General features: G+C 73.5%; 26 protein-coding genes and 1 tRNA gene. 11 read left to right on the top strand and 16 right to left on the bottom strand.

The annotated features are described in order from the left end of the window. Positions 1 to 6 precede the first annotated feature (6 nt). Genes G8E01_RS00225 through G8E01_RS00235 form a run of 3 tightly spaced genes read left to right on the top strand, consistent with a single transcriptional unit; the run spans position 7 to position 6028 of the window. Positions 7 to 4800, top strand: coding sequence for an Lhr family ATP-dependent helicase (locus G8E01_RS00225; RefSeq protein ID WP_166314210.1), 4794 nt, complete (start codon positions 7 to 9; stop codon positions 4798 to 4800). 2 nt (positions 4801 to 4802) lie between these two features. After that, a complete protein-coding gene (locus tag G8E01_RS00230; protein WP_166314213.1) occupies positions 4803 to 5582 on the top strand; it encodes an Fpg/Nei family DNA glycosylase in 780 nt (259 codons plus the stop codon). Between the two features lie 41 nt (positions 5583 to 5623). Then, positions 5624 to 6028: a rhodanese-like domain-containing protein gene (locus tag G8E01_RS00235; protein ID WP_166314216.1), complete on the top strand. Its 405-nt coding sequence runs from the start codon at positions 5624 to 5626 to the stop codon at positions 6026 to 6028. A 7-nt stretch (positions 6029 to 6035) separates the two neighbouring features. Here the strand turns inward: G8E01_RS00235 and G8E01_RS00240 are convergent, their stop codons facing one another. Next, on the bottom strand, positions 6036 to 7310 hold the full coding sequence (locus G8E01_RS00240; protein WP_166314219.1) for a DNA glycosylase AlkZ-like family protein: 1275 nt from the start codon (positions 7308 to 7310) through the stop codon (positions 6036 to 6038). A 208-nt stretch (positions 7311 to 7518) separates the two neighbouring features. Here G8E01_RS00240 and G8E01_RS00245 point away from each other — a divergent pair, with 208 nt between their 5' ends. After that, complete coding sequence (locus G8E01_RS00245) at positions 7519 to 7926, top strand: DapH/DapD/GlmU-related protein (RefSeq protein ID WP_166314222.1); 408 nt, start codon at positions 7519 to 7521, stop codon at positions 7924 to 7926. 45 nt (positions 7927 to 7971) lie between these two features. Here the strand turns inward: G8E01_RS00245 and G8E01_RS00250 are convergent, their stop codons facing one another. Continuing rightward, entirely contained in the window at positions 7972 to 8937 is a 966-nt protein-coding gene (locus G8E01_RS00250) for an acetylxylan esterase (RefSeq protein WP_166314225.1), read from the bottom strand. Positions 8938 to 9021: 84 nt separating this feature from the next. On the opposite strand from G8E01_RS00250, the gene G8E01_RS00255 reads away from it, so the two are divergent. Further along, positions 9022 to 9693 (top strand): LysR family substrate-binding domain-containing protein, encoded by a 672-nt coding sequence (locus tag G8E01_RS00255; RefSeq protein WP_166314228.1) that lies wholly within the window; start codon positions 9022 to 9024, stop codon positions 9691 to 9693. Here G8E01_RS00255 and G8E01_RS00260 read toward each other — a convergent pair. From G8E01_RS00260 to G8E01_RS00270, 3 genes are all read right to left on the bottom strand, one after another. Next, a complete protein-coding gene (locus tag G8E01_RS00260; RefSeq protein ID WP_166314231.1) occupies positions 9690 to 9836 on the bottom strand; it encodes a methionine/alanine import family NSS transporter small subunit in 147 nt (48 codons plus the stop codon). The genes G8E01_RS00255 and G8E01_RS00260 overlap by 4 nt on opposite strands. Next, positions 9833 to 11389 (bottom strand): sodium-dependent transporter, encoded by a 1557-nt coding sequence (locus G8E01_RS00265; protein WP_166314234.1) that lies wholly within the window; start codon positions 11387 to 11389, stop codon positions 9833 to 9835. The genes G8E01_RS00260 and G8E01_RS00265 overlap by 4 nt, the downstream gene beginning before the upstream one ends. Before the next feature lie 129 nt (positions 11390 to 11518). Further along, positions 11519 to 11998: a glutaminase gene (locus tag G8E01_RS00270; RefSeq protein WP_166314237.1), complete on the bottom strand. Its 480-nt coding sequence runs from the start codon at positions 11996 to 11998 to the stop codon at positions 11519 to 11521. 155 nt (positions 11999 to 12153) lie between these two features. Here G8E01_RS00270 and katG point away from each other — a divergent pair, with 155 nt between their 5' ends. Next, positions 12154 to 14373, top strand: a complete 2220-nt coding sequence (katG, locus tag G8E01_RS00275) for a catalase/peroxidase HPI (protein ID WP_166314240.1) — start codon at positions 12154 to 12156, stop codon at positions 14371 to 14373. Between the two features lie 60 nt (positions 14374 to 14433). Here the strand turns inward: katG and G8E01_RS00280 are convergent, their stop codons facing one another. Continuing rightward, positions 14434 to 15138, bottom strand: a complete 705-nt coding sequence (locus G8E01_RS00280) for an aquaporin (RefSeq protein WP_338100706.1) — start codon at positions 15136 to 15138, stop codon at positions 14434 to 14436. Next, entirely contained in the window at positions 15135 to 15482 is a 348-nt protein-coding gene (locus tag G8E01_RS00285) for an ArsR/SmtB family transcription factor (protein WP_166314243.1), read from the bottom strand. Before G8E01_RS00285 ends, G8E01_RS00280 begins: the two co-directional genes overlap by 4 nt. A 36-nt stretch (positions 15483 to 15518) precedes the next feature. Between G8E01_RS00285 and G8E01_RS00290 the strand changes: the two genes are divergently transcribed. The 3 genes from G8E01_RS00290 (at position 15519) to G8E01_RS00300 (ending at position 17376) form a co-directional block, all read left to right on the top strand. Further along, positions 15519 to 15932 (top strand): arsenate reductase ArsC, encoded by a 414-nt coding sequence (locus G8E01_RS00290; RefSeq protein WP_166314246.1) that lies wholly within the window; start codon positions 15519 to 15521, stop codon positions 15930 to 15932. Between the two features lie 421 nt (positions 15933 to 16353). Further along, positions 16354 to 17220 (top strand): aminotransferase class IV, encoded by an 867-nt coding sequence (locus G8E01_RS00295; protein ID WP_166314249.1) that lies wholly within the window; start codon positions 16354 to 16356, stop codon positions 17218 to 17220. Positions 17221 to 17285: 65 nt separating this feature from the next. Next, positions 17286 to 17376, top strand: a tRNA-Ser gene (locus tag G8E01_RS00300). A gap of 84 nt (positions 17377 to 17460) precedes the next feature. Here G8E01_RS00300 and G8E01_RS00305 read toward each other — a convergent pair. Beyond that, positions 17461 to 18150: a cation efflux transmembrane domain-containing protein gene (locus tag G8E01_RS00305; RefSeq protein ID WP_166314252.1), complete on the bottom strand. Its 690-nt coding sequence runs from the start codon at positions 18148 to 18150 to the stop codon at positions 17461 to 17463. Then, complete coding sequence (cmtR, locus tag G8E01_RS00310) at positions 18147 to 18506, bottom strand: Cd(II)/Pb(II)-sensing metalloregulatory transcriptional regulator CmtR (RefSeq protein ID WP_338100707.1); 360 nt, start codon at positions 18504 to 18506, stop codon at positions 18147 to 18149. Before cmtR ends, G8E01_RS00305 begins: the two co-directional genes overlap by 4 nt. A 116-nt stretch (positions 18507 to 18622) precedes the next feature. On the opposite strand from cmtR, the gene G8E01_RS00315 reads away from it, so the two are divergent. Continuing rightward, complete coding sequence (locus tag G8E01_RS00315) at positions 18623 to 19519, top strand: PfkB family carbohydrate kinase (protein ID WP_166314255.1); 897 nt, start codon at positions 18623 to 18625, stop codon at positions 19517 to 19519. An 11-nt stretch (positions 19520 to 19530) separates the two neighbouring features. Here G8E01_RS00315 and G8E01_RS00320 read toward each other — a convergent pair whose 3' ends face one another. The 6 genes from G8E01_RS00320 to G8E01_RS00345 all read right to left on the bottom strand — a co-directional run bounded on the left by G8E01_RS00320 (position 19531) and on the right by G8E01_RS00345 (position 23478). Then, complete coding sequence (locus G8E01_RS00320; protein WP_166314258.1) at positions 19531 to 20106, bottom strand: hypothetical protein; 576 nt, start codon at positions 20104 to 20106, stop codon at positions 19531 to 19533. Between the two features lie 253 nt (positions 20107 to 20359). After that, a complete protein-coding gene (gene trxA / locus G8E01_RS00325; RefSeq protein ID WP_166314261.1) occupies positions 20360 to 20731 on the bottom strand; it encodes a thioredoxin in 372 nt (123 codons plus the stop codon). 20 nt (positions 20732 to 20751) lie between these two features. Continuing rightward, positions 20752 to 20937: a hypothetical protein gene (locus tag G8E01_RS00330; protein WP_166314265.1), complete on the bottom strand. Its 186-nt coding sequence runs from the start codon at positions 20935 to 20937 to the stop codon at positions 20752 to 20754. A gap of 146 nt (positions 20938 to 21083) precedes the next feature. Continuing rightward, the gene (locus G8E01_RS00335; protein WP_166314270.1) at positions 21084 to 21974 is read right to left on the bottom strand and encodes a TolB-like translocation protein; all 891 of its coding nucleotides are present in this window, start codon (positions 21972 to 21974) and stop codon (positions 21084 to 21086) included. After that, positions 21971 to 22441 carry a heme-binding protein gene (locus tag G8E01_RS00340; RefSeq protein ID WP_166314273.1) on the bottom strand — a complete coding sequence of 157 codons (471 nt, stop codon included), beginning with the start codon at positions 22439 to 22441 and terminating at the stop codon, positions 21971 to 21973. Before G8E01_RS00340 ends, G8E01_RS00335 begins: the two co-directional genes overlap by 4 nt. Beyond that, positions 22438 to 23478 (bottom strand): Gfo/Idh/MocA family protein, encoded by a 1041-nt coding sequence (locus G8E01_RS00345; RefSeq protein ID WP_166314276.1) that lies wholly within the window; start codon positions 23476 to 23478, stop codon positions 22438 to 22440. Before G8E01_RS00345 ends, G8E01_RS00340 begins: the two co-directional genes overlap by 4 nt. A 128-nt stretch (positions 23479 to 23606) precedes the next feature. Here G8E01_RS00345 and G8E01_RS00350 point away from each other — a divergent pair, with 128 nt between their 5' ends. Then, complete coding sequence (locus tag G8E01_RS00350; protein ID WP_166314279.1) at positions 23607 to 24869, top strand: MFS transporter; 1263 nt, start codon at positions 23607 to 23609, stop codon at positions 24867 to 24869. Here the strand turns inward: G8E01_RS00350 and G8E01_RS00355 are convergent. Next, positions 24862 to 25890 (bottom strand): LacI family DNA-binding transcriptional regulator, encoded by a 1029-nt coding sequence (locus G8E01_RS00355; RefSeq protein ID WP_166314282.1) that lies wholly within the window; start codon positions 25888 to 25890, stop codon positions 24862 to 24864. The genes G8E01_RS00350 and G8E01_RS00355 overlap by 8 nt on opposite strands. Positions 25891 to 25924: the final 34 nt, after the last annotated feature.

Raw genomic sequence — 25924 nt, forward strand, 5'->3', positions numbered from 1 at the left:
GGATCCATGGACGTCCTCGACCGCTTTAGCGCCCCGACGCGCGTGTGGTTTCGGGGCGCCTTCCGCGCACCGACGCCCGCCCAGGAGGGCGCGTGGAATGCCATCTCGCAGGGTCGGCACGCCCTCGTCGTGGCACCGACGGGGTCCGGCAAGACGCTGTCCGCCTTCCTCTGGGCGATCGACCGCCTGTTCCGCGAGGGCACCTCGGGCGGGCCCCTCCCGGGGCTCGAGGCGAGGGAGCGCCCGCGTTCGGCGAAGACCCGGACGAAGATCCTTTACGTCTCGCCGCTGAAGGCGCTCGGGGTCGATGTGGAGCGCAACCTGCAGTCGCCCCTCGTCGGGATCTCGCAGGCCGCGCGGCGTCTCGGGGTCGAGCCGCCCGCCGTGCAGGCCGGCGTGCGATCGGGCGACACCCCCTCGTCGGCCCGCCAGCGCCTCGTGCGGCAGCCGCCCGACGTGCTCATCACCACGCCCGAGTCGCTCTACCTCATGCTCACCTCGAACGCCCGCGAGACCCTGCGCGAGGTGCACACCGTCATCGTGGACGAGGTGCACGCGGTCGCCGCGTCCAAACGGGGCGCGCACCTCGCGGTCTCCCTCGAGCGCCTCGACGCCCTGCTCGAGCGCCCCGCGCAGCGCATCGGGCTGTCCGCGACCGTGCGCCCCATCGACGAGGTCGCGCGGTTCCTCGGCGGCTCCGCGCCGGTCGACATCGTCGCGCCGCCCGCCGCGAAGACCTTCGACCTCCGCGTACGCGTCCCGATCGAGGACATGCAAAACCCGCCCGCGCCCGAGGCGCGCGCGTCGAACGCACCGGGACCCTCCGACGATCCCGTCTCCCCCGCCGACGACCGCTTCTGGGAGGGCACGCCAGGCGCGGGCGACATGCCTCCCACCGAGAACGTCGAGGTCACGGGATCCGTGTGGCCGCACGTCGAGGAGGCGATCGTCGATCGCGTGCTCGCGCACCGATCGACCATCGTGTTCGCGAACTCGCGCCGCCTCGCCGAGCGCCTCACGGGGCGCCTGAACGAGATTCACGCCGAGCGGCTCGGGCTCGCCACGCCCGAGCCGACGATGCCCGCGCAGATGATCGCGCAGTCCGGTCAGACCTCCGGCGTCGCGCCCGTCCTCGCCAAGGCGCATCACGGGTCCGTGTCGAAGGACCAGCGGGCCATCGTCGAGGAGGAGCTGAAGTCGGGGGCGTTGCGCTGCGTCGTCGCGACGAGCAGCCTCGAGCTCGGCATCGACATGGGCGCCGTCGACCTCGTGATCCAGGTCGAGGCGCCGCCGAGCGCCGCGAGCGGGCTACAGCGCGTCGGGCGCGCGGGCCACCAGGTCGGCGAGATCAGCCGCGCCGACCTCTTCCCCAAGCATCGCGGCGACGTGCTCCACACGGCCATCGTGACCGAGCGCATGCTGGCGGGCCAGATCGAGGCGATCTCCGTCCCGCAGAACCCCCTCGACATCCTCGCCCAGCAGACCGTCGCGGCGTCCGCTCTCGACGCGGTCGACGTCGAGGACTGGTTCGCGTTGGTCCGGCGGAGCGCGCCGTTTCGCGCCCTCCCCCGCAGCGCCTTCGAGGCGACCCTCGATCTCCTGGCCGGGCGGTACCCGTCCGACGAATTCGCGGAATTGCGCCCCCGGATCGTGTGGGACCGCGACCGCGGCGTCTTCGAGGGGCGCCCGGGGACGCAGCGACTGGCGGTGACCAGCGGGGGCACAATCCCCGATCGGGGGCTGTTCGGCGTCTTCGTCGCGGGCGAGACGCAGAACGCGCGCGTCGGCGAGCTCGACGAGGAGATGGTCTACGAATCCCGCGTGGGCGACGTGTTCACGCTCGGCACGACGAGCTGGCGGATCGTCGAGATCACCCACGATCGCGTCAACGTCACTCCCGCCTTCGGCCAGCCCGGACGCGTGCCGTTCTGGACCGGCGACGGTCTCGGGCGGCCCGCCGAGCTGGGCGAGGCGCTCGGGCGCATGGTCCGCGAGGTCGCCGGCGCGCCGGCCGCCGAGGCGCACGCCCGCCTCGCGAGCGCGGGCCTCGACGAGAACGCGCGCGCGAATCTCCTCGCCCTCCTCGCCGAACAGCGCGAGGCCACCGGATCCCTCCCCACCGACACGACCCTGACGGTCGAGCGGGGCCGCGACGAGGTGGGCGACTGGCGGATCATCCTCCATTCCCCCTACGGCATGCACGTGCACGCGCCGTGGGCGCTCGCCGTGAACGCGCGCATCCGCGAGCGCCTCGGCGTGGACGGATCCGCCGTGGCGAGCGACGACGGCATCGTCGCGCGGATCCCGGACGCCGAGACCGACCCTCCGGGCGCCGACCTGTTCGCCTTCGACCCCGACGAGCTCGAGCAGATCGTCACGGACGAGGTCGGCGGATCCGCGCTGTTCGCCTCCCGATTCCGCGAGTGCGCCGCGCGCGCCCTCCTCATGCCGCGCCTCAACCCCGGCAAGCGGATGCCCCTGTGGCAGCAGCGCCAGCGCTCGGCCGCCCTCCTCGAGGTGGCCCGCAGCCATCCGACGTTCCCCGTCATCCTCGAGACGCTGCGCGAGGTTCTGCAGGACGTCTACGACCTGCCCGCGCTCCTGCGCGTCGCGCGCGGCATCGCGGGCCGCGGCATCCGCCTGGTCGAGAGCGAGCCCGCCCAGCCGTCGCCCTACGCCCGCGACCTGCTCTTCGGATACGTCGGCGCCTTCATGTACGAGGGCGATTCCCCCCTCGCCGAGCGCCGGGCCGCCGCGCTCTCCGTGGACCCGGCGCTCCTGGGCGAGCTCCTGGGCCGCGTCGAGATGCGCGAGCTGCTCGACCCGGCCGTGATCGCGCAGTTCGAGCGCGAGGTGCAGCGCCTCGCGCCGGGGCGACGAGCGCGCGGCATCGAGGGCGTCGCCGACCTGCTGCGCCTGCTCGGCCCGCTGACCGCCACGGAGGTGGCGGAGCGCCTCGACGCCCCGCGGGAGCCGCCCTCGGGCGACGGCACGACCGCGCCCGCCCCCCGCACGGAGGCCGACGGCGACGAGGCTGCGCCCGACGACCCCGGAGCCGCCTCGCCCGAGGTCGCTGCGGCGCACCTCGACGAGCTGGTCCGCGCGCGGCGCGCGATTCGCGTCCACATGGGCGGCGAGGAGCGCGTCGCCGCGATCGAGGACGCGGGCCGCCTGCGCGACGCCCTCGGGACGGCCCTGCCCGTGGGCGTTCCGGCCGCGTTCACGGAGCCGGTGGCCGACCCGCTCGGCGACCTCGTCAGCCGATACGCCCGCACGCACGGCCCCTTCCCCGCCGCCGCCCTCGCGACCCGCCTCGGCGTGGGTCAGGCGGTCGCCCGGCACGCGTTGCAACGCTTAGAGACCGCGGGCCGCGCCGTCAGCGGGTTCTTCCTGCCCGACGGCGCGGGGGCATCGCTCGGCGACGAACCGGAGTGGTGCGACAGCGGCGCGCTGCGGCGGATCCGGATCCGCTCGCTCGCGGCGCTACGCGGGTCCGTCGAGCCCGTTCCCCCCGACGCCTTCGCCCGCTTCCTGCCGTCGTGGCATCACCTCGACCTCCCGCTCGAGGGCATCGACGGCGTGCTCCAGGTGGTCGAGCAGCTCGCGGGCGTGCCGATCCCCGCGAGCGCCTGGGAGTCGCTCGTGCTTCCGAGCCGCGTGCGCGACTACGCCCCGGGGCTGCTCGACGAGCTCACCGCGACGGGCGAGGTGGTCTGGTCGGGCCACGGCGCGATCTCCGGCCGCGACGGCTGGATCGCGCTCCACCCCGCCGACCTCGTGCCCGTCACGCTGCAGCCGCCCGCCGACCTCGCGGGCACCGACGGCCTCGACGCGCGGATCCTCGCCGCCCTCGCCCGCGGGGGAGCCTACTTCGCGGCCCAGGTCGCCGACATGGTGCGCGAGGGCCTCGCGCCTCCCGAGGCCGCGGAGATCTCGGAGGCCGCCGTGACGGAGGCGCTCTGGCGGCTCGTGTGGGCGTCGCGCGTCACGAACGACACCTTCGCCCCCGTCCGGACCTTGCTGTCCGGCGGCTCCCAGAGCCACAAGGTTGCCCGGCGCGCCCCCCGCACCCGCACGTTCCGGGGCGTGTCTTTCTCCCGCGCCGGCGGATCCGCGCCGCGCCCCGCGTCGCTCGGCGGGCGCTGGTCCCTCCTCGCGTCGCCCGACGCCGACGAGACCGTGCGCGCGGCCGCGCGCGCGTCGCTCCTGCTCGATCGCTACGGCGTCGTCACGCGCGGATCCGTCCAGAACGAGGGCGCCCCGGGCGGCTTCGCGCAGGTGTACCGCACGCTCGCGCAGTTCGAGGACGCGGGGCATTGCCGCCGCGGCTACGTCATCGAGGGGCTCGGCGCGGCGCAGTTCGCCGCGTCCGCCACGATCGACCGGCTGCGCACCTTCGGCGCGCTGCCCGATCCTGCGCCGCGGGCGGCGCGCGTGCTCGCCGCGACCGACCCCGCCAATCCCTACGGCGCCGCGCTGCCGTGGCCCGCGCTCGACGAGGTCACCCACCGGCCCGGGCGCAAGCCCGGCGGCCTCGTGGTTCTCGTCGACGGCGCTCTCACGCTCTACCTCGAGCGCGGCGGGCGCACCGTCCTGGCGTTCACTGCGGACGAGGACGCCCGCCAGGCGGCGACCGCCGGCCTCGCGGAAGCCGCGCGCCGGCACGCGTTCGAGACCCTGACCGTCGAAAAGGTCAACGGCGAGTTCGTCTACGGCTCCCCCCTCGCGCGCCACCTGCGCGCCGCGGGATTCGTGGAGGCGACCAAGGGGCTGTCCCTCCGACGCGAGACGCGGAGGTAGGCGTGCCCGAGGGAGACACCGCCCACCGCGCCGCGCGGCGCCTGCACGACGCGCTCGCGGGCGACGTGCTCGTGCGCGGCGAGCTGCGCGTCCCCCGCGCCGCGACGGCCGACCTCTCCGGCCGCACGGTCGAGCGCGTGCGCGCGGTCGGCAAGCACCTCCTCCACACGCTCGGCGACGTCACCCTGCACACGCACCTGAAGATGGAGGGCGAGTGGCACGTGCACCCCGCAGGGTCCCGGTGGCGCCGTCCCGCGTTCCAGGCGCGGGCGATCCTTTCGACCGCGTCTCAGGAGGCCGTCGGCTTCGAGCTCGGCATCGTCGAGCTCCTCGAGACCGCGCGCGAGGACGACGCGATCGGCCACCTCGGGCCGGATCCGCTCGGCCCCGCCTGGGATCCCGGGGAGGCCGTCCGCCGGCTCGAGCGCGACGAGCGGGCCGCGCACGTCGCCCTCCTCGACCAGCGCAACGTCGCGGGTCTCGGCAACGTGTACGCGAGCGAACTGCTCTTCCTCCGCGGGGTCTCGCCGACCACGCCGATGGCCGACGTCGACGCCGCGGCCCTCGTCGACCTCGGCGCGCGGGCGCTCCGCGCGAACGTCGGCCGCACGCGTCGCACGTTCACGGGAGCGAATCGGCAGGGCGAACGGCACTGGGTGTACGGGCGCGATGGGCGGCCGTGCCGGCGCTGCGGCACCCTCGTCCGACGCACGGATCTCGGCGCACGGCCCGGCGAGGAGCGCCGCGCGTTCTGGTGCCCCGTGTGCCAGCCCGTCCCCTGAACCCGTCGTCCAGACGGGCACGGTCTCGATAGGCTCGCGCCATGATCGATGCCGCCGCCCACTTCCGCGCCAAGCTCGCGGTCGAGACCGACCCCGCCGACACCTACGCGGCGCAGCGCGCGGGCGAGGCGTTCGTCCTCGTCGATACGCGCTCTCGCGCCGCCTGGGATCAGGGCCACGCCGAGGGCGCCGTCCACCTTCCGACGCGCGAGATCGCGGAGCGCGCCGTGAGCGAGATTCCTGCGGGGACGGCGGTCGTCGTCTACTGCTGGAGCCCGGGGTGCAACGGCGGCGACAAGGCCGCGCTCGCGTTCGCGGAGCTCGGCTACCCCGTCAAGCTCATGATCGGGGGCTTCGAGTACTGGAAGCGCGAGGGCTACCCGGTCGCCACAGCCCACGGCGTGAGCGCCGGGCCCGTAGATCCGCTCACGGGCGTCGCGGGCTGACCCCGCGTCACCGCCCGCGCTCCCGGGGGTGGGCGTGGCGCTCGGCGGCGAGCGCGGCCGCGAGGTGGTCGGTCGCGTCGCCCCACCGCGAGACGGTGACCCGCTCGAGGCCCTGCCAGTCGGCCGCGCGGCGGAGCTCGGCGGCGATCCGCTCGGCGGCGCGGCCGCCCGCCGCGTGCGGCTCCCACCACGCGGACTGGACGCGGAGGGCCGACGCCGCGCGGTCGGCCTTGAGGTCGACGCGCCCCACCACACGGTCGTCGACGAGCACGGGAAGCGAGTAATACCCAAAGCGCCGCTGCGCCTGCGGCACGTAGATCTCGATCCGATAGTGGAAGTCGAAGAGGCGCTCCGCCCGGTCGCGGAACCACACGACGGGGTCGAAGGGAGTGAGGAGTGCCGCGCGGTCGATCGCCCGGGGCAGGCGCGCCGAGCGGTGGATCCATGCCGGAAGAGGCCGCCCCGCCTGATCGGCCCACCCCTCGACCGTCACGGGCGACAGCTCACCGGCGTCGACGAGCTCGGCGACCGCGACCTTCACGGCGCGCTGGTCGCGGAGGCGGAAGTAGTCGTTCAGGTCGGCGATCGTCGCGACGCCCGAGGCCCGGGCCGCGCGGAGCACCAGCTCGCGCACCGACACGTCGTACGGCGCGTCACGCCCGATGACCTCGCCCGGCAGCACCTGCTCGGCGAGCGCGTACACCCGCTCGAAGCCCTGCCTTCCCGCGATCGCGACCTCGCCCGACGCCCAGAGGAACTCCAACGCGCGCTTGACGTGATCCCAGTCCCACCACGGACCGCCGCGTGCCGCGCGACCGACGGACTCGATCTCCGCGGGCCGCAGCGGGCCGCGGGCGGCGAGCTCGGCCCGCACGCGGTCGACGACGCTCGCGTTGTCCGGATCCGCCGCCCAGCCGCCCCAACGCCCCGCGCGATCGCGCACCTCGCGCCGCCGGAACCCCCAGAGCGGCCAGTCCTCCACCGGCATGAATGCGGCCTCGTGCGCGAGGTATTCCACGAAGCGCGCCGGCCGCGCGGGCGTCGCGCGCCGCATCACGAGCCGGTCCAGCGTGGCCGGATCGTACGCGCCGAGGCGCGAGAAGAGCGGCAGGTAATGCGAGCGGGCAAAGACGTTGACCGAGTCGATCTGGAGCACGCCCATGCGACGGATGGTCGCGACAATCGATCGGGACCCCGGATCCGCGGGGCGCGCGGACGCCAGCCCATGCGCGGCGAGCGCGATCCGGCGGGCCTCGGGGGCGGAGAGCGATGTCCTCGGCACACATCGACGGTAGCGCGGGGCTCCGACATTCGCCGCCGCCCCTGCGCTCCTCCCGCGGCGCGCGCTCACAGGTGGGGCATAGGTTCCCTCCAGCCGGCGCCTCATCGGCGCGCGCACGATGGCCGTATTCCATTCGCGGGAATAACTGCAGGAACATCGCGGTTGTCCCCGATGTCCGACCAGAAACCGAACAACGCGGAAGGGCACTGTGGGTAAGAACTACGTCGACATTGAAAGCGATGACGGAGACGTGCTGCGTTACCGCAAGCACGCGAACGGCCGCGGGCTCGTCGCCCACGGCGCGAAGGTCGCCGCGACGGCGCGCGTGGAGGCGGGGGCGTACATCGAGCCCCGCGCACGGGTGCTTGACGGCGCGCGCATCGGCGCCGGGGCCTGGATCGAACCGGGCGCCGTGATCGGCCAGGGCGCCGTCATCGACGCGAACGCGCACATCGGCCCCGATGCGGCCATCGGGGCGAAGGCCAAGATCGGGGTGCGGGTGCACGTCGGGTCCGGCGCACAGATCGCGGGCGGATCCCTTATCGGGGACGACGAAAGCATTCGCGATGGCGAACGCGTCGCCACCGACCTGCGCGGCTTCCGATTGGCCGCCTGACCGGCTTTTTCTCGCCGCCCGCCCCACACGGGGCGGGCGGCGTCGTCATGCGGACAGGCGATCGCGCAGCCAGTCGAGCTGCACCCGGCGGTGGAGGGGGCCGCCGCCCTCATGATCGTTGTAGGGGTACACCGCGATGTCCTTGTCGGAGCCGGCCCACGCCGCGTACGCGCCGAACACCGTCGAGGGCGGGCAGGTCGCGTCCATGAGGCCCACCGAGAACAGCGCGGGCACGTCGGCCCGGCGCGCCAGATTCACCCCGTCGATGTAGCTCAGCGTGCGGAAGGCGTCGTCGACGCGGTCGCGATGCGCGGCGAGATAGGAGACGATTTCGGCGTAGGGCGCGCGGTCGGTGATCGACGTGGCCCGCGGGAAGTCGCACAGGAACGGCACGTCCACGAGCGCCGCCGCGACGCCCTCCCCCAGCGCGGCCGCGGCGATCGCGATCCCGCCGCCCTGGCTGATGCCCGCGACGACGACCGGGCGGCCGGGCAGGAGCTCGTGCGCGACGTCGACCGCGCGCGCCGCGTCGGTAAACACGCGGCGGTAATAGTGCGTCTCCGGCGAGGAGATGCCACGGGTGAGGTGCCCGGGGGCGGCGGGATCGGATCCGTGCGGATCCGCGGTCGCGCCCGGCTTGCCGTGCGAGGATCCCTGACCGCGCGTGTCGACCAGCAGGTGCGCGTACCCGGCGAGCACCCACTCCGACTGCTGGTGCGCGTACCCGCGCCCGCCCGAGTATCCGAGGAACTCCACGACGACGGCCGACGGCTCGCGCCCGGCCGGGACGTGGAGCCAGGCGGAGATCGGGTCGCCCGCGAACCCCGCGAACGTGACGTCGCGCGTCTCGACGAGCGCGAGTCCGTTGTCCACCGGCCGCGCGTAGGTCTCGCCCCCGGCGGCGCGGGCGCCCTCGAGGGTGCTCGCCCAGAATTCCTCGAAGTCGTCGGGGGCCTGAACGGTGGAACGGTGCTCGCGCAGAGCGGCGAGCGGCAGATCGAAGTGCGGCATCGAATTCCTCTCCTCCCGCGAGCGTAACGGGGACCCCCGACGCCGCGCGCACGCGACGCCTCGTCACGACCGTAGGCTGGGGGCATGGCGCGCAGGAATCCCCCCGGCAGGCGGCAGCAGCGCGTGGCGCCCGCCCGCGATACGGCGCCGCGCCCCGCGCCCGCGCCCGCGCCCTTCCGCCTCGGGGCGATTCCGGGCGCGACCCCGGGCAAATGGATCGAGCGGTGGCGCGAGCAGCGCCCGCAGCAGCGCCTCGTGCTGGAGCCCGTGGCGCTCGCCGATCAGGAGGCGGCACTCCGCGACCGGCGCGTCGACGCGTGCATCTGCCGGGGCGCCCTCGCGGCGGACGACCTGCACGTCGTGCGGCTCTACGACGAGGTGCCGGTCGTCGTGATGTCCGCCGACTCGTCCCTCGCCGCGGCCGACACGCTCGTCGCGTCCGACCTCGCCGGCGAGGTGCTTATTCGCTCGCTCGACGAGGCGTTCGAGCCCGCGGGGCTCCCGACGGCCCCGGCCGCGTTCGCCCCCCTGCCGACCACGGAGGACGCCGTCGCGACCGCAGCCTCCGGCGTCGGGATCGCCGTGATGCCGATGTCGCTCGCGCGCCTGCACCACCGCCGCGACGCGACGTTCCGCCCGCTCGAGGGCGTGGACGGATCCGCCGTGGTGCTCGCGTGGCTCCGCGCGCGCGACGACGAGGACGTGCAGGCGTTCGTCGCAATCACGCGCGGACGGACCGCGCGCTCGTCGCGCTAGGCCGCGCCCGGCCCGTCCTGCTCGCCGCCCTCGGGGTACGACGCGACCTCCGGCCGCGCCGCGAGGGCGAGCACGGCCGCGACGAGCCCGCCCCACACGAGCACGGCGGCGATCACGAAGAAAACGATCGCGATGGCGCTCATCGGGCGCCTCCCTTCCGCGCGAGCTGCGCGGCGCTCGGCCACGCCTCGAAGTGATCCGGATCCCGGCGCCAGCGCAGCTGCGGGAGCACGAAGGCCGCGACCACCATGATGCCGACGGCGCCCCACCCGGCGACGCCGAGATACCAGCCCGGGTAGCCCCCGTAGCCGTTCAGGACGAGGTCGATGATCTTCGTCACGAGCATGTAGGCGAGCACGGCGGGCGCGAGGATGCCCGTGAACGCGAGCCAGGTCGGGCCGACGCGGAACGTCGAGACGGCGCTCAGGTGTCGGGCCAGCTCGCCCCCGCGGCGCCGGACCCACACCACGATGATCGTCATGGCGATCGCCGAGGAGACGATGCCGATGTTGTTGGCCCAGTTGTCGATCGTGTCGAGCGCGGTCAGCCCCGACGTCGTCCCGAACAGCACGAGCGACAGCGCCGCGATGACGCCGCCGATGCCGTAGACCGCCTGCGCGCGCGTCAGGTCGAACTTGTCGCGCATCGCCGCGATGACGACCTCGAGCACCGAGATGAGCGAGGTCAGCCCCGCGAGCGTCAGCGCCCCGAAGAAGAGCGACCCGACCCATTCGCCGCCCGGGATCTCGGAAACGATCGCGGGGAAGGTCATGAAGGCGAGGCCCACGCCGGTCAGGCCTTCCAGGTCGCCGATCTCGACGCCCTGCTGGAACGCGAAGAAGCCGAGCGTCGAGAACACGGCGATGCCCGCGAGCAGCTCGAACGAGGAGTTGCCGAAGGCGACCACGAGCCCCGCGCCGGTGAGGTTCGAGCGCCGCTTGCGGTACGACGCGTAGGTGATCATGATGCCGAAAGCCACCGACAGCGAGAAGAAGATCTGGCTGTACGCCGCGATCCACACGCTCGGATCCGCGAGCGCCGCGAAGTCCGGCGTGAAGAACTCATTCAGCCCGTCGATCGCGCCCGGGAGGAACAGCGCGCGGATCACGAGGACGAGGAAGGCCACCACGAGGAGCGGAATGATGACGACGTTCGCGCGCTGGATGCCGCGCACGACGCCCGCGCCGAGGATCCACAGCGTCACGATCCACATCACGACGAGCGGGATCATGACGCTCGGCACGACGTCGAGCGTGAACGGCTCGGCGGCGACGCCCAGGTAGTCGCCCACGAAGAACGCCGTCGGGTCCTCGCCCCACCTGAGGTCCCACGAGAACACGAAGTAGCTCGCCGCCCAGGCGAGCACGGCCGTGTAATACAGGCCGATCACGGCGGTGATCGCGACCTGGAACCACCCGAGCCCCTCGCCGAGCTTGCCCGCGAGGCGCCGGAGGGCGAGAGGAGCGGATCCGCGGAACCGGTGGCCGATCGCGTAGTCGAGGAAGAGGATCGGGATCCCCGCGGTGACGAGGGCGACGAGATACGGAATGAGGAACGCGCCCCCACCCGACTCGTACGCGACGCCGGGGAAGCGCCAGATGTTGCCGAGGCCGACGGCGGACCCGATGGCAGACAGGATGAACCCCACCTGCCCCGTCCACTGCTCGCGTTCGGGAATTGCGGGCGCTGTCGTCATCTCTCCCCCGGGTGGTGCGTTCGCCGGCGCCGCGAACGCGGACCGTGCCAAAAGGGTACGCATGAACCGCCGACATGTCAGAAATGCCCCGCGCGGGCGCGCCCTCCCGGGCGCGGCGAGGCAATGTGCTCAGGAGCCGGCGGCGAGGCGGATCCGCTCGTCCAGGTACGCCGCGAGCGGGGTGCGGAACCCCGCGGGCGACCAGGCGACGAGGAGCCGGCCCGCGTCCCAGGACAGCGGATCCGCGGATCCGCCCCGCGCGATGGCGGCGACATCGAGCTCGCGCCAGTCGATGTGGCACACCTCGCCCTCGGCGAACCCGCCCCGAAACGCCATCGCCCGGATCGACGCCCGCACGCGCTGCGATTCGGCCGTGTAGCCGCGGCGCACCTCCTCCGCCGCCCGCACGATGTCGCCCGTGGCCCAGAGCTTCTCGTCGCCGACGAGCAGGACCCCGAGATGCCAGGCGGACGCGACGGGCTCGACGACGGGGCGCCCGCCGAAGACCCGCGCCAGCCGCCGCGCCTCGCGGCCCCGCCCCAGGCGCACGCGCGGGACCCCGTCGAGCCGGGCGCGCGCGTCGTCAAGCAGCGCGGCCAGATCGTCCATGCCCCCACCCTACGAAAGCGCGATGTCGGGGGTCGGTGGCAGGGTGCGACACACGCCGCATCCGCGGCTTCGCGCTCGCCCGCCACGTGCGCTACATTTGAGTCATTCAATTCTTTGGGTGAACCCCGCCCCGATTTTTGCGTCGAAAGGCGAGCATGACCGACAGCAACGGCACCTGTCCCTTCGGATACGGATCCGGCGACCCCGAGGCCCACGAGCCGACGACCGTCGCGGGACACTTCAGCGAGGACGAGCCGCAGGAGAGCCCCCGGATCCACCCCACGATGGGTAGCGCCAACAGCGAGTGGTGGCCGAACAAGCTCAACCTCAAGATCCTCGCGAAGAACCCCGCCGTCGCGAATCCGCTGGGCGAGGAGTTCGACTACACCGCGGCGTTCCAGAGCGTCGACCTCGCCGCCGTGAAGGCCGACCTCGCCGAGGTCATGACGACCTCGCACGCCTTCTGGCCGGCCGACTTCGGTCACTACGGCCCGTTCATGATCCGCATGGCGTGGCACTCCGCGGGCACGTACCGCTCGCACGACGGCCGCGGTGGCGCGGGCGCCGGCCAGCAGCGGTTCGCGCCGCTGAACTCGTGGCCCGACAACGTCAGCCTCGACAAGGCGCGCCGCCTGCTGTGGCCCGTGAAGAAGAAGTACGGCCAGAAGATCTCGTGGGCCGACCTCATGATCCTCGCCGGCAACGTCGCGCTCGAGACGATGGGCTTCCCGACGCTCGGCTTCGGCGGCGGACGCGCCGACGTGTGGGAGGCCGACGACGACATCTACTGGGGCCCCGAGAAGGTCTGGCTCGACGACGAGCGCTACACGGGTCAGCGCGACCTCGAGGCGCCGCTCGCCGCCGTCCAGATGGGCCTCATCTACGTCAACCCGGAGGGCCCGAACGGCGAGCCGGATCCGCTGAAGGCCGCCGTCGACATCCGCGAGACCTTCCGCCGCATGGGCATGGACAGCGAGGAGACCGTCGCGCTGATCGCGGGCGGCCACACCTTCGGCAAGGCGCACGGCGCGCACCCCGACGACAAGCTGGGACCGGACCCGGAGGCCGCGCCGCTCGAGGCGCAGGGCTTCGGCTGGAAGAACGGCTACGGCACCGGCGTGGGCGCCGACGCCGTGACCTCGGGCCTCGAGGTCACCTGGACGTACCACCCCACCCGCTGGGACAACGAGTTCTTCCACATCCTCTACGCCTACGAGTGGGAGCTGTTCTCCTCCCCCGCCGGCGCGCAGCAGTGGCGTCCGAAGGACGGCGGCGGGGCGGACATGGTGCCGATGGCCCACTCGGACGACAAGCGCGAGCCGCGCATGTTCACGACCGACCTCGCGCTGCGCATGGACCCGGAGTTCGACGCGATCTCGCGCCGCTTCCGCGACGACCAGAAGGCGTTCACCGACGCCTTCGCGCGCGCCTGGTTCAAGCTGACCCACCGCGACATGGGACCGAAGGTGCGCTATCTCGGACCCGAGGTCCCGGCCGAGGACTTCGCCTGGCAGGATCCGCTGCCCGCGGCGACCGCGGCGACCGACGCCGCGGCCATCGCCACGGCGAAGGAGCTCATCGCGAGCTCCGGGCTCTCGGTCTCGCAGCTCGTCTCGACGGCGTGGAAGGCCGCCGCGACGTTCCGCAGCTCCGACAAGCGCGGCGGCGCGAACGGCGGGCGTATCCGCCTCGAGCCGCAGGTGAGCTGGAAGGTCAATCGCCCCGACGAGCTGCGCCCCGTGCTCGCGAAGCTCGAGGAGATCGCCGACGCGTCGGGCCTGAGCTTCGCCGACGTCGTGGTGCTCGCAGGCGGCGTGGGCGTCGAGCAGGCGGCCCAGGCCGCCGGCGTCGAGGTCGAGGTGTCCTTCACCCCGGGCCGCGTCGACGCGACGCAGGAGCAGACCGACCTGACGCAGTTCGCCTGGCTGGAGCCGGTCGCGGACGGGTTCCGCAACTACGACAGCGGCTTCGTGAAGCTCCCGAGCGAGTATCTGCTCATCGACCGCGCGAACCACCTGGGCGTCAGCGCGCCGCAGATGACGGCGCTCGTCGGCGGCCTCCGCGTCCTCGGCAACAACTGGGACGGATCCGACCTCGGCGTCCTCACCGACCGCCCGGGCGCCCTCACGAACGACTTCTTCGTCAACCTGCTCGAGCTCGGCGTGAGCTGGACGCCCGCGGCCGACGAGCAGACGTTCACGAGCAACACAGGCCGCACGGCGAGCCGCGCGGACCTCGTGTTCGGCTCGAACAGCGAGCTGCGCGCGCTGGCCGAGGTGTACGCCTCGGACGACGCGGGCGAGAAGTTCGTGCGCGACTTCGTCGCCGCGTGGGTCAAGGTCATGGAGAACGACCGGTTCGACCTGCGGTACTGACCGCGCGAGGAGAAGGGCCGTCCCGCCGGGGCGGCCCTTCGTCGTGTCACGGGAGCGCGGTCAGGGGCGGCGCGGCGCGAGCCACACGGCCAGGCCGAGGCCCAGGGCTGCGCCGTTCACCTGCGCCGCGAGGAAGGGCAGCACGGATCCGGGCGCGATCCCCGCGAAGGTGTCGCTGAACATGCGGCCGATCGTGATCGCGGGGTTCGCGAAGCTCGTCGACGCCGTGAACCAGTACGCCGCGCCGATGTAGGCCCCGACGGCGGGCGCCGCGAGCGCGCCGCGGCCCGTGCGCACGAGCAGGAAGATCACCGCGACGAGCCCCGCCGTCGCGACGCCCTCGCTGAGGAGGTTCCCGGGCGACACGCGATCCGTCGACGCCCACGACACGGCGGGCAGCCCGAACATCGCGTTCGCCAGCACGGCACCGACGACGCATCCCGCGATCTGGGCGGGCACGTAGGCCGCCACCTGCCGCCAGCTCCGCGAGCCGAGCGCCGCGTCGGCGAGCGTGACGACCGGGTTGAAGTGCGCGCCCGAGGCCGGCGCGAACATCGCGATGAGCACGCCGAGGCCGAGCGCCGTGGCGAGGGCGTTCTCGAGCAGCTGCAGCCCGGGATCGGACGACAGGCGCGACGCCATGATCCCGGATCCGATCACGATCGCCGCCAGCAGGGCGGATCCGACGAACTCGGCCGTCGCCTCGCGCGGCAGCGAGAGCGCGTCCGGCTGCACCGCGGGCGTGTCCGGCGTCGCGACCGTCACGGCGCCAGCACCTCGCGGACGCTCTCGAGCGCGCCCGGCACGAGCGCGTAATACGCCCAGGTCCCGCGCTGCGAGCGGGCGAGGAACCCGGCCTCCGCAAGGACCTTGAGGTGATGGGACACGGTGGGCTGGCTCAGGCCGACGGGATCCGTCAGGTCGCACACGCACGCCTCCTGCCCCGCCGACGCCGCGACGATCGAGATCAGCCGCAGGCGCGTCGGGTCGGCGAGCGCCTTGAGCCGCCGGGCCAGGTGCGCGGCATCCTCGGCGGAGAGCGGATCCCGCACGAGCGAGGAGCAGCAGGCCGCGCCGGCGGGCGTGATCAGGGGAAGCGGTGACACCATACATTGACGGTAGTCGATATTGATACTCTTCAATACATGACCGACACCCCCACCGTCCTCTTCGTCTGCGTCCACAACGCGGGCCGATCGCAGATGGCGGCCGGATGGCTCCAGCACCTCGCGGGCGATCGCGTCGAGGTCCTCTCCGCCGGCAGCGCGCCCAAGGACGCGATCAACCCCGTCGCGGTCGAGGCGATGGCCGAGGTCGGGATCGACATCGCGGGCCGCACGCCGAAGGTGCTCACAACCGACGCGGTGCGCGAGTCGGACGTCGTGATCACGATGGGCTGCGGCGACGCCTGCCCGATCTTCCCGGGCAAGCGCTACGAGGACTGGGAGCTCGACGACCCCGCCGGCCAGGGCATCGACGCCGTGCGCCCCATCAGGGACGAGATCCGCGCGCGCGTCGAGGCCCTCGTCGACGAGATCGCCCCGCGCGAGGGGCGCTGACGCCGCCGAATCGCAAATCCTCTTCGCCGGGCCTCCGGGTGTCGAGCCCATCGGCGTCCGAAGGCCCGTTTTTTCGTAAGTTCGGCGAATCTTTCTCGCGGATCCGCCTCCCGCCGCTCCCCCGCGCCGCGACATGATCGTCGTGCGGGTCACGGAGGACCCCGCCCCGGCCACCGCCGAGGCCCGGGTCCGCCGAGCCGCACGGATCCGCACTCATCCAACGAAGGAGAGATTGTGAACGAGACCATCTACGACACCGACGCCGACCTGTTCGACGGCCGCCCCGTCTGGTTCGAGCGCAACGGCGCGCCGGCCGAGGGCGAGGACATCTGAGCCCACCGCGACGCGCCTGAGGCCCCCGCTTCGGCGGGGGCCTCAGGCGCGTAAGCCAAGATGGCGTCACCCCTCACGAAGGAGCCCCATGGCCGCCGTCACGTTCCGCTTCCCGTATCCCGCCGCCGGGTCCGCCGCCCCGGACCTCGTCGCGCAGCCGGTCGACGCGCCGACGATCTCCGTCATGGATGCGGCGGCCGAACGCGGGGACGGCGCCTTTGAGACCTTCGGCATCGTGGGCGGCGCGCCCCAGGCCGTCCGGGATCACCTCGAGCGCCTGCGCGAGAGCCTCGCCATGCTGGAGCTGCCGGATCCGGATCTCCCCGCCCTCGCCGAGACCTGCCGCAGGATCGCGGCCCGCGCCACGGGCGATGCGTGGCTGAAGCTCGTGGTGACGCGAGGCGGGATGGATCGCGCGGCGCCGTCCGCGTGGGCGGTGCTCGCCGACGCGGCCGACACCGCGCCGCTCCGCACCGACGGGATCGCTGTCGTCACGGCCGACCGGGGGTTCGCGAGCGACTACGCGGCGCGCGAGCCGTGGGCGCTCATCGGCGCGAAGACCCTGTCCTACGCGCAGAACATGGCGGCGATCCGCGAGGCGCACCGCCGCGGCGCGGGCGACATGCTGTGGGCGACGAGCGACGGCGTCCTCCTCGAGGCGCCCACCTCCTCGCTCGTCGTGCGGCGCGGATCCGCCCTCGTCACCCCGGATCCGCGCGTCGGCACCCTGCACGGCACGACGCAGCGGGCGATGTTCCGGTGGGCGGAGGGTGCGGGGCTCGAGACCGCCTACGCCCGGCTCACCCGCGCGGACCTGGCGTCGGCGGACGCAGGCTGGCTCGCGTCGAGCGTGCGCGGCGCGGTTCCGATCTCGCGCGTCGACGGATCCGCGCTCCCGATCGACCGCGCGCGCACCGACGAGATCGCGGCGTTCCTCCGCGCCCGGCGCGACTGAGGCTGCCAGCGGATCCCCAGCCGTCGGATTTGCCGGCCGCGTCACCTATCCGTAAGCTTGATCTCGGTGACGTGTCCGAGCGGCCGAAGGTGCAACACTCGAAATGTTGTGTAGGGTAACCCCCTACCGTGGGTTCAAATCCCACCGTCACCGCCATTCGAACCCCCCGCATATTCCTGGAAAGTACAGGAATCGCGGGGGGTTCGTCGCTGCCGCCCGCCCCGCATGCCGAAGAAGCGGTCAGCGCCCGCCCGCGCAGCAGCCGTCCTCGCACGCGGACGGCTCCGCCTCCCCCGTCAGCGCGCCGACCGGGGTGGCGCAGCACGCATCGCCCCGCCACGCCTCGACGCCCTCGCGCACAGCGAACACCGCGATCACGAGCGCCGCCACCGCGTCGGCCCACGCCCAGCCGAGCAGCGCGTTCAGCAGCAGACCCACGAGGAGCGCCGCCGAAAGGTAGGTGCAGATCAGCGTCTGCTTCGAGTCCGCGACCGCGGAGGCCGACCCCAGCTCCCGGCCGGTCCGGCGCTCGAACCAGCTGAGGAACGGCATGACCACAAGGCTCGCGGCGGCGATCGCAATGCCGACCGGGGAGTGCTCGGCCGCGCGCAGCCCCGCCAACGACGCCACCGCGTCCACGGTCACGTAGGCCGCGAGGCCGAAGAACGACACTGCGATGACCCGGAGCGCGACCTTCTCGCGCCTCTCGGGGTCGGGCGCGGCGAACTGCCACGCGACCGCGGCGGCGGAGAGCACCTCGACGACGGAGTCCAGGCCGAACCCCACGAGCGCGGCCGACGAGGCGGCGGCACCAGCGGCCAGCGCGACGATCGCCTCGATCACGTTCCAGGCGATCGTGATCGCCACGACAATCCGGATCCGCCGGCGCAGCACATCGCGCCGCGCGACGGCGAGCGCCGGCGCGGTCACGCGGTCTCCCCCGCGTCGCAGCAGCCGGGCACCGCGCAGCGCGGATCGATGCACGGGGCGCTCTCGTCCACCGCCAGCGTCACGTCGACGAGTGCGCCGAGCGCCGCGGTGAGGTGCGGATCCGCGATCTCGTAGCGGGTCTGCCGCCCCTCGGGCTCGGCGACGACGATGCCGCACGCGCGCAGACACGCCAGGTGGTTGGACACGTTCGGGCGCGTCAGGCCCAGCTCGCGTGACAGCTCCGCGGGGTACCCCGGCCCGTCGATGAGTGTCAGGAGGATCCGCGAGCGCGTCGGGTCGGCCATCGCGCGGCCGAGGCGGTTCATCGCGTCGAGGCGGGAAGCAATGGTCAGCACCCGATGAACTGTACAGTGAGCGCTGACCAATGTCGATCCGTCGCGCCACGCCGCCGCCCGCACTACGCTCGTACCGCGGGGCCTCGACGGCGAGGGCGCGCAGGACGGAGCTCATCGTGGCCGACACGCACTGCCTCGTGGTCGGGGAGGCGCTGGTCGACATCGCCGACGGGCGCGAGACGCCGGGCGGATCGCCCCTCAACGTCGCCGTGGGCCTCGCCCGCCTGGGTCTCTCGACGACGCTTGCGACGCACCTCGGGACGGATCCGCGGGGCGCGCTCGTGCGCGCACACCTCGACGACAGCGGCGTCGCGCTCGCCGAGGGCAGCGTGGATCCGGGCGCGCGCACCTCGACGGCCGAGGCGACGCTCGCCGAGGACGGATCCGCCACCTACGCCTTCGACATCGACGGCCGCGTCGGCACGCTTCCCGCAGCCGCGGCGGGAGCCCTGCACACCGGATCCCTCGCGGCCGTCCTTTCCCCCGGCGCCGAGGCGGTGCGCGCGCTGTTTACGGAGGCGCCGCCCGCGACCCTGCGCACCTTCGACCCGAACATCCGCCCGACGCTCGTGCCGCACACCCGGCGCACGCTGCGGCAGGTGCAGGCCTTCCTGACCGCGGCCCACGTCGTGAAGCTCAGCGACGAGGACGCGGCCTGGCTCTGGCCGGGCGAGGATCCGGCGGACGTCGCCCGCCGCATCGCGGACGGGGGCGCCGCCCTCGCCGTCGTCACGCGCGGCGCCGACGGGGTGGTCGCGGCGCGGCGGGACACGACGGACCTCGTGGACCTCCCCGCGCTCCCCGCCGCGGTCGCCGACACAATCGGCGCGGGCGACGCGTTCATGTCCGGGCTGATCGCCGGCCTCGTCGAGGCGGGGGTGACGGGATCGTCCGCGCGGGTGGACGATCCGGCGCTCGAGGTGGCCCTCGGCCTCGCGCTCTCGTGCGCCGCGATCACCGTGTCGCGCGCCGGCGCGAACCCGCCGCGCCGCGCCGAGATCGCCGGCGCATAGGGCGCGCGCCGCTACCCGCAGGCAAGGCCCGCGGGCGAGGCGACCTCGATGGCGGCGGGCGCGACGCCCGCCGCCACGGCCGCGCCGGCTAGCGCCGCGCACGCGTCGTCGCGCCCCAGCCACACGCGGATCGTGCGCTCCTCCGGGTCGCTCGCCGTCGGGCTGTCGATCGTCTCCGCGTAGCCGTCGAGGCCCGCAACGCCCGCGAGCGCGATCGCCCGCGAGACGAGGTCGCCGGCGGGCGCGCCCCAGGCGTGATCGATGAGGACCTCGGCGGATCCGGGATCCGCGAGCTGCACCTCGAGCCGCCGGATCGTCACGCCCGAGGGCACGTCGAACGCAAGCGTGTGCGCCACCGCGTCCTCGAGGACCGCGGGATCCGCGGCACCATCGAGCGTGATCTCGAGGTCGCCCGATCCGCGAAACGGCAGGTCGTTGCTGAGGAAGCCGCCCGCGGCGGTGACGCCGGGCGTGCCCGCCATGTGCGCGGCAAACGCGTCTTCCGCGGCGGATCCCGCGTTCGCACCCTGGCAGCCACTGAGGGTCGCCGCCGCGCCGAGCGCCAGCGCCGCGAGGATCCATCGCATGGCGCCATCCTGGCAGACGGCGGCGCGCGGCACCGCGACCTCGCCGCGCCACGGGCCCGGCGGGCACAGGCGAGCACCCCCGACCCGACGGGGTCGAGGGCGCTTCGTGGGGTGCGTCAGGCGCAGGTGCAGCGCTCGGCGGCGGGGACGCCCGCGAGGGCCTCCTCGACGTGCTGGCCGCAGCCGGTCCAGGTGGCCTTACCGCAGGAGGAGCAGGAAATTCGTGCGCACATAGAGGGTCCTTTCGAAGGTTTCAGGAGGTCTGCGCGGCGTCGCGCTCGGCGATCTGCCGGCGCACGTCGTCCATGTCGAGGTCGCGCGCGCCCTGGATCAGCTGGTCCAGCTGCGGCGCGGGGAGGGCCCCCGGCTGGGCGTAGACGAGAATGCCGTCGCGGAAGACCATGAGGGTCGGGATCGACGTGATCCCGAACTGGCCCGCCAGCTGCTGCTCGGCCTCGGTGTCGACCTTGCCGAAGACGATGTCGGGGTTTTTCTCGGACGCCTGCTCGTACACGGGCGCGAACGAGCGGCACGGACCGCACCATTCGGCCCAGAAGTCGACGAAGACCGTGCCCTCGCCGACCGTCTCGGAGAAGTCCGCGGTCGTCAGGTTCGTGGTGGCCATGATCCGTCGTCCTTTCGTGGTTAGCGCCCGAACAGGCGCGAGAAGAAGCCTCCCCGCTCCGCCCGGGCGGCGTCAATCTCGGCCTGCGTGTGGGAGCCGCCGCACCACTCGCGGGAGGGGACGGTGCGCTTGACCTGCGCGACGTGCTGGCCGCAGCCCGCCCAGGTCGTCTTTCCGCAGGTACGGCAGGTCGCCGGTCGGCACATGGGGATCCTCTTTCGTCGAGGTAATACCCCTAGGGGTATTTGAAGCGTGCGCCCACTATACCCCCAGGGGTATCCCGCGCGTCAAGTCGGGCGCACGCCGAACGCCCCCTCCGCCGCGGGACGGAGGGGGCGTGTGGCCCAGCGCGCTACCGCAGGGGGTAGTCGACGAACGCGAAGGCGGATCCGTCCGGCGCCCAGCTCGGCACGTTGATCGTGCCCTGGCCGCCGAACAGCTCCACGATCGTGCGCGGCTCGCCCCAGGCGGCCGTCGAGACCAGCCGCAGCTCGACGGGCAGGTCGCCGGGGTGACCCTGCGTGCCCGGCGGGTAGCTGAGGTACACGGCCGTGTCGCCCGTGGGCGCGACGTGCGGGAACCAGTTCACGCGCTCGTCGGCGGCGAGGCGCTCCAGGTCGGATCCGTCGGGGCGCACGCGCGCCAGCTGCGCCGTCCCGGGCGAGAACTGCTCGGTGTTGAACAGGATCCACTCGCCGTCGGGGGTCCATTCGCAGCCGTCCGCGGGGCCCGGGTGGGTTGTGAGGGCGACGTCGCCGGATCCGTCGGTCGCGATCGTGTGGATTGTGGCCGAGGCCCACCAGTTCTCGCCGACCGGGTCGAGGCGCACGTACGCGAGGAGGGACCCGTCGGGGCTCACGCCGTGGAGGAAGTGCAGGCCGCCGTCGTCGCGCGTGACGCGCCGGGCCTCGCCGCCCGCGAGCGGCACGGCCCAGATGTGCCAGTCGTTCGCGGAGGCGTAGACCGTCAGCCCGTCGGGCGACAGCACGTGGTCGTTGTTGACGTCCGGGAGCCCGACGGCCCCAACGCGCTCGGGGGCCGCGGATCCGTCGGACGGGAGCGTCCACAGCGCGCCCTCGCCGTTGACGACGAGGCGGCCGTCCGGCGCCCAGTTCGGCGCCTCGAAGAGGGTCTCGGCGGACGCGTGGACGGTGCGCACCGCCTCGGTCTCGCGGTCCCAGATCCGGATCCGGGCGGTCTGCCCCTCCCGCAGCGTCCGGGCCGGGGGCGCGTCGACGCTCACGCGAGATGTCCGTCCGCGAGGTGGGCGCGCAGGCCCGCGACGACGAGGTCGTGGTCCTCCTCCGAGCTCAGGCCCGACGCTGTGGCGACCGCGACGACGCCCACGCCGCGGACGCGCACGGGGACGGACCCGCCCGTGACCGCGTAGTCGTCGCCCAGCCATCCGATCGCCCGCGCGTCCACGCCCCACTCGGCGAAGCGCGCGGCCACGAGCGCGCTCGAAGACTCCATGCGGCGCGCGACCGCCGCTTTGCGCTCGATCCACACCTCCTGGTCGGGCGTCACGCCCTCGAAGGCGGCCCGGAAGAGCACGAGGCCCGGCCGGCGGATGTCGATCACGACCCGGTGGCCCGCGGCGAGCGCCGTCTCGGCGATCCGCGACCCGAGGGCCCACGCGTCGGCGTGCGTGAAGGCGGGGAGCACGAGCTCGCGCTCCTCGGCCTCGAGCCGCTCGATCAGCGCGCTCACGCGGCGCCGCCGGAGATCTGCGCGCGCACGGCGTCGATCGCCTCGAGGATCGAGACGGTCTCGTCGAGCGTGTGCAGCGGCGACTCGGTGCGCCCCTCGCCGACGAACCGCGCGAGCGCCGTCGCCTCCCACGACAGGCCGTCGAAGAGCGCCAGGCCCGTCGGGTCCGTCCACTCGAGCGCGTCGCCGAACGGCTTCGGCTCCTCGAGGCGGAGCGTCGTGGGCGTGTAGAAGAACTGCCCCAGCGTGAGGACGGCCTCGGATCCGGAGATCGTCGCGGTGTTCGGGGTGCGCGCGAGCATGCTCGTCGTCAGCGTGGCCTGCGCGACGCCCTCGCCCGCGAGGACCATCGAGGCGTAGGCGTCGACGCCCGTGTCGGTCATGCCGCCCACGGCCGTCACGGAGCGCGGGGCGCCGAGGACCATGGAGGCGAACTGGACGGGGTAGATCCCGAGGTCGAGGAGCGCGCCACCGCCGAGTTCGGGGCGGTACAGGCGGTGAGACGGATCCGCGGGGATCGCCTGCCCGTGGTCCGCGAGGACGGTGCGGATCTCGCCGAGGGCACCGTCGGCGAGGAGCTGCCGAATGATCGAGGTCTGCGGCAGGTAACGGGTCCACATGGCCTCCATGAGGAGCACGCCCGCGGAGGCGGCGGCGGCCTGCAGCTGGCGCGCCTCGGCGGCGTTCATCGCGAGCGGCTTCTCGATGAGGACGTGCTTGCCGGCGGCGATGGCCGCGAGGCCGACCGCGAGGTGCTCGCTCTGCGGGGTCGCGACGTAGACGACGTCGACCTCGGGGTGCGCGACGAGCTCGTCGAGCGAGGTGAGACGGTGGGCGATGCCGTGTTGGTCGGCGAAGGAGCCAGCCCGCTCGGCGGAGCGCGAGGACACGGCCACGGCGCGCTGCGCCGTGTGCGCGTGCAGGGCCGACACGAACGCGCCGGCGATCCCCCCGGGGCCGACGACGCCCCAGCGCAGGGCCGGCTCGCCTGTTTCGGGGCGGAACAACTCGGGCTCGGGCAGGTGGTGGGGCAACATGTGCTCTCCCGTGGGTCGACGTCGTTGTGAACTGCATTGGCACGAGCTAATGTGTGCGTACCGCCAGTTTAGCACGAGCCAAATCGGCTCCGGGGGACCCCGGGCGGCCCAACCCAGGAAGAAAGTCAATGGCGACTGAACTACCCGCACACCCGTACACCGCGCTCACCCCCACCCACCGTGTGGGCAACGGCTACCTCGCCGCGCTGGGTCTGGCCCAGTTCGGCATCTTCGTCGCCGTGCTCTCGCCCGTGATCGTGAGCATGCAGCTCAAGGCGCAGGAGCTGCGCCCTGACGATCCCGCCTCGGTGATCGGCACCGTCCTCCCGATCGGCGCGCTCGGCGCGCTCATCGGCAACCCCGTCTTCGGGGCCCTCAGCGACGCGACCCGCACGCGATGGGGGCGCCGCAAGCCCTGGCTGCTCGGCGGGATCCTCGCGCTCCTCGCCGGTCTCGCGGGCGTCGCGATGAGCACGGACATGGTGTCCCTCACGCTCGCCTGGCTGGTGTGTCAGCTGGCGTCCAACGCGGCGTCCGCGGCGCTCATCGCGAGCTTTGCCGACAACATCCCCGAGGCGCAGCGCGGCCGCGCGTCGAGCATCTTCGCGCTCGCGCAGAACGTCTCGATCCTCGCCGGCACCTACGGCGCCGTCCTGCTCGTCGACAACTTGCCCGTGCTGTTCCTCGCCCCCGGCGTCCTCGGCGTGATCCTCGTGTCGATCTACGTGTTCGTCACGCCCGACCGCCTCCCGGACACCCCGCCGCGGCCGTTCTCCCTCGCGCGGATCCTCCAGACCTTCTGGACGAACCCGGTCCGCCACCGCGACTTCGGGCTCGCCTGGTGGTCGCGGTTCCTCATCATCCTCGCGTCGTTCCTGTTCACCACCTACCGCCTGCTCTACATGCAGGACCACCTCGGCCTCAGCGCCGCCGACGCCGTCCCGGCCGTCGCCAACGGCGTGCTGTTCTACACGATCGCGCTGTTCGTCGCGACAGCCGTTTCTGGCTGGCTGTCCGACCGCCTGCGTCGCCGCAAGCTCTTCGTCGGCGGATCCACGCTCCTGTTCGGCGTGGGTCTCGCGATACTGGCGGTCGCCGGATCCGTCGGCGAGTTCTACATCGCCGAGGTGATCCTCGGCTTCGCGTACGGCGTCTACACCGCCGTCGACACGGCGCTCGTGGTCGATGTGCTGCCCGACCCGGACAAGCCCGGCAAGGATCTCGGCGTCATCAACATCGCCAACTCGCTGCCGCAGTCGCTCGCGCCCGCGCTCGGGCTCTTCCTCCTCGGCCTCGGCGGCGGCGACAACTATCCGGCGCTCCTGTGGGGCGCGGGGGCGATCGCCCTCGTCGGGGCGCTCGTGATCATTCCGATCCGCGGCGTCAAGTAGCGCGGGATCCGCGAGGCGCGCCCGTCGTCTCGCGCACCACGAGCCGGGCCGGCGTCGCGATCGTAAGCGGCGGCCGGCCCGGATCCGCGAGGCGGTCCACGACGCAGTCGAGGGCCGCCTCGACCGTCGCGTCCACGTCCTGGTGCACCGAGGTCAGCCGGTGATACGACAGCGCCGCGACGTCGCTGTCGTCGAACCCCACGACGGAGATGTCCCTCGGCACCTGAAGGCCCGCGCGCGCGAACACGGCGAGCGCGCCGGCGGCGACGAGGTCGCCCGCGCACACGAGCGCCGTCGGGCGATCGGCGCGCGCGAGGATCGTCCGGGCGGCGGCGGCGCCGCCCTCCTCGCCGAAGTCCGCCGCGATGACCTCGGCGTGATCGGCGAGCCCGGCGCCCGCCATCGCGCGGCGATACGCGTCGGCGCGGTCCGCGGCCACGACGCCGCCGCGGCCGCCGGCGTAGGCGATCCGCGTATGCCCGAGGGCCGCGAGATGCGCCACGACCTCGGCGAGCCCCGCCTCCTCGTCGACGTGGACATTGTCGACCCCGCGGCCCGGCGCCCACTCGCCGAGCCAGGCCACGGGCAGCTGCGCGATCGCCTCGGCGAGGCCCGCGGAGGAGGGGGCCGGGTTGAACGCGACGATCGCCTCGACGCGCTCGCGCATGAGCTGCTCGATACCCGCGTCGGTCGCGCCGTCCTCGGCCAGCGGCGCGAGCGCGACCGCGTACCCCCGCTCGGCCGCGCGCGCGACGAGCCGCTCGACGACGCGGGTCTGGAACGGGTGGCGCAGGAGGAACAGAATGCCGATGGTCCGCGTGCGGCTCTGGCGCAGGAGCCGCGCCGCCTGGTGCGGGCGGTACCCGAGCTCGCGCGCGGCGGCGAGGATCCGCTCGCGCGACTCGTCGCTCGGCCCGGCCGCGTCCCGCATGACGAGGGACACGAGCTGCCGCGAGACCCCCGCGCGCTCGGCGACGTCCTTCATCGTGGGGAGGCGCTCGGCGTCGCGCTCCGTGTCCATGTCAGAAGTCTGTCACGACCGGAGGAGGCGGATC

This window comes from Microbacterium excoecariae, from assembly GCF_011326725.1.
GTDB lineage: Bacteria > Actinomycetota > Actinomycetes > Actinomycetales > Microbacteriaceae > Microbacterium > Microbacterium excoecariae.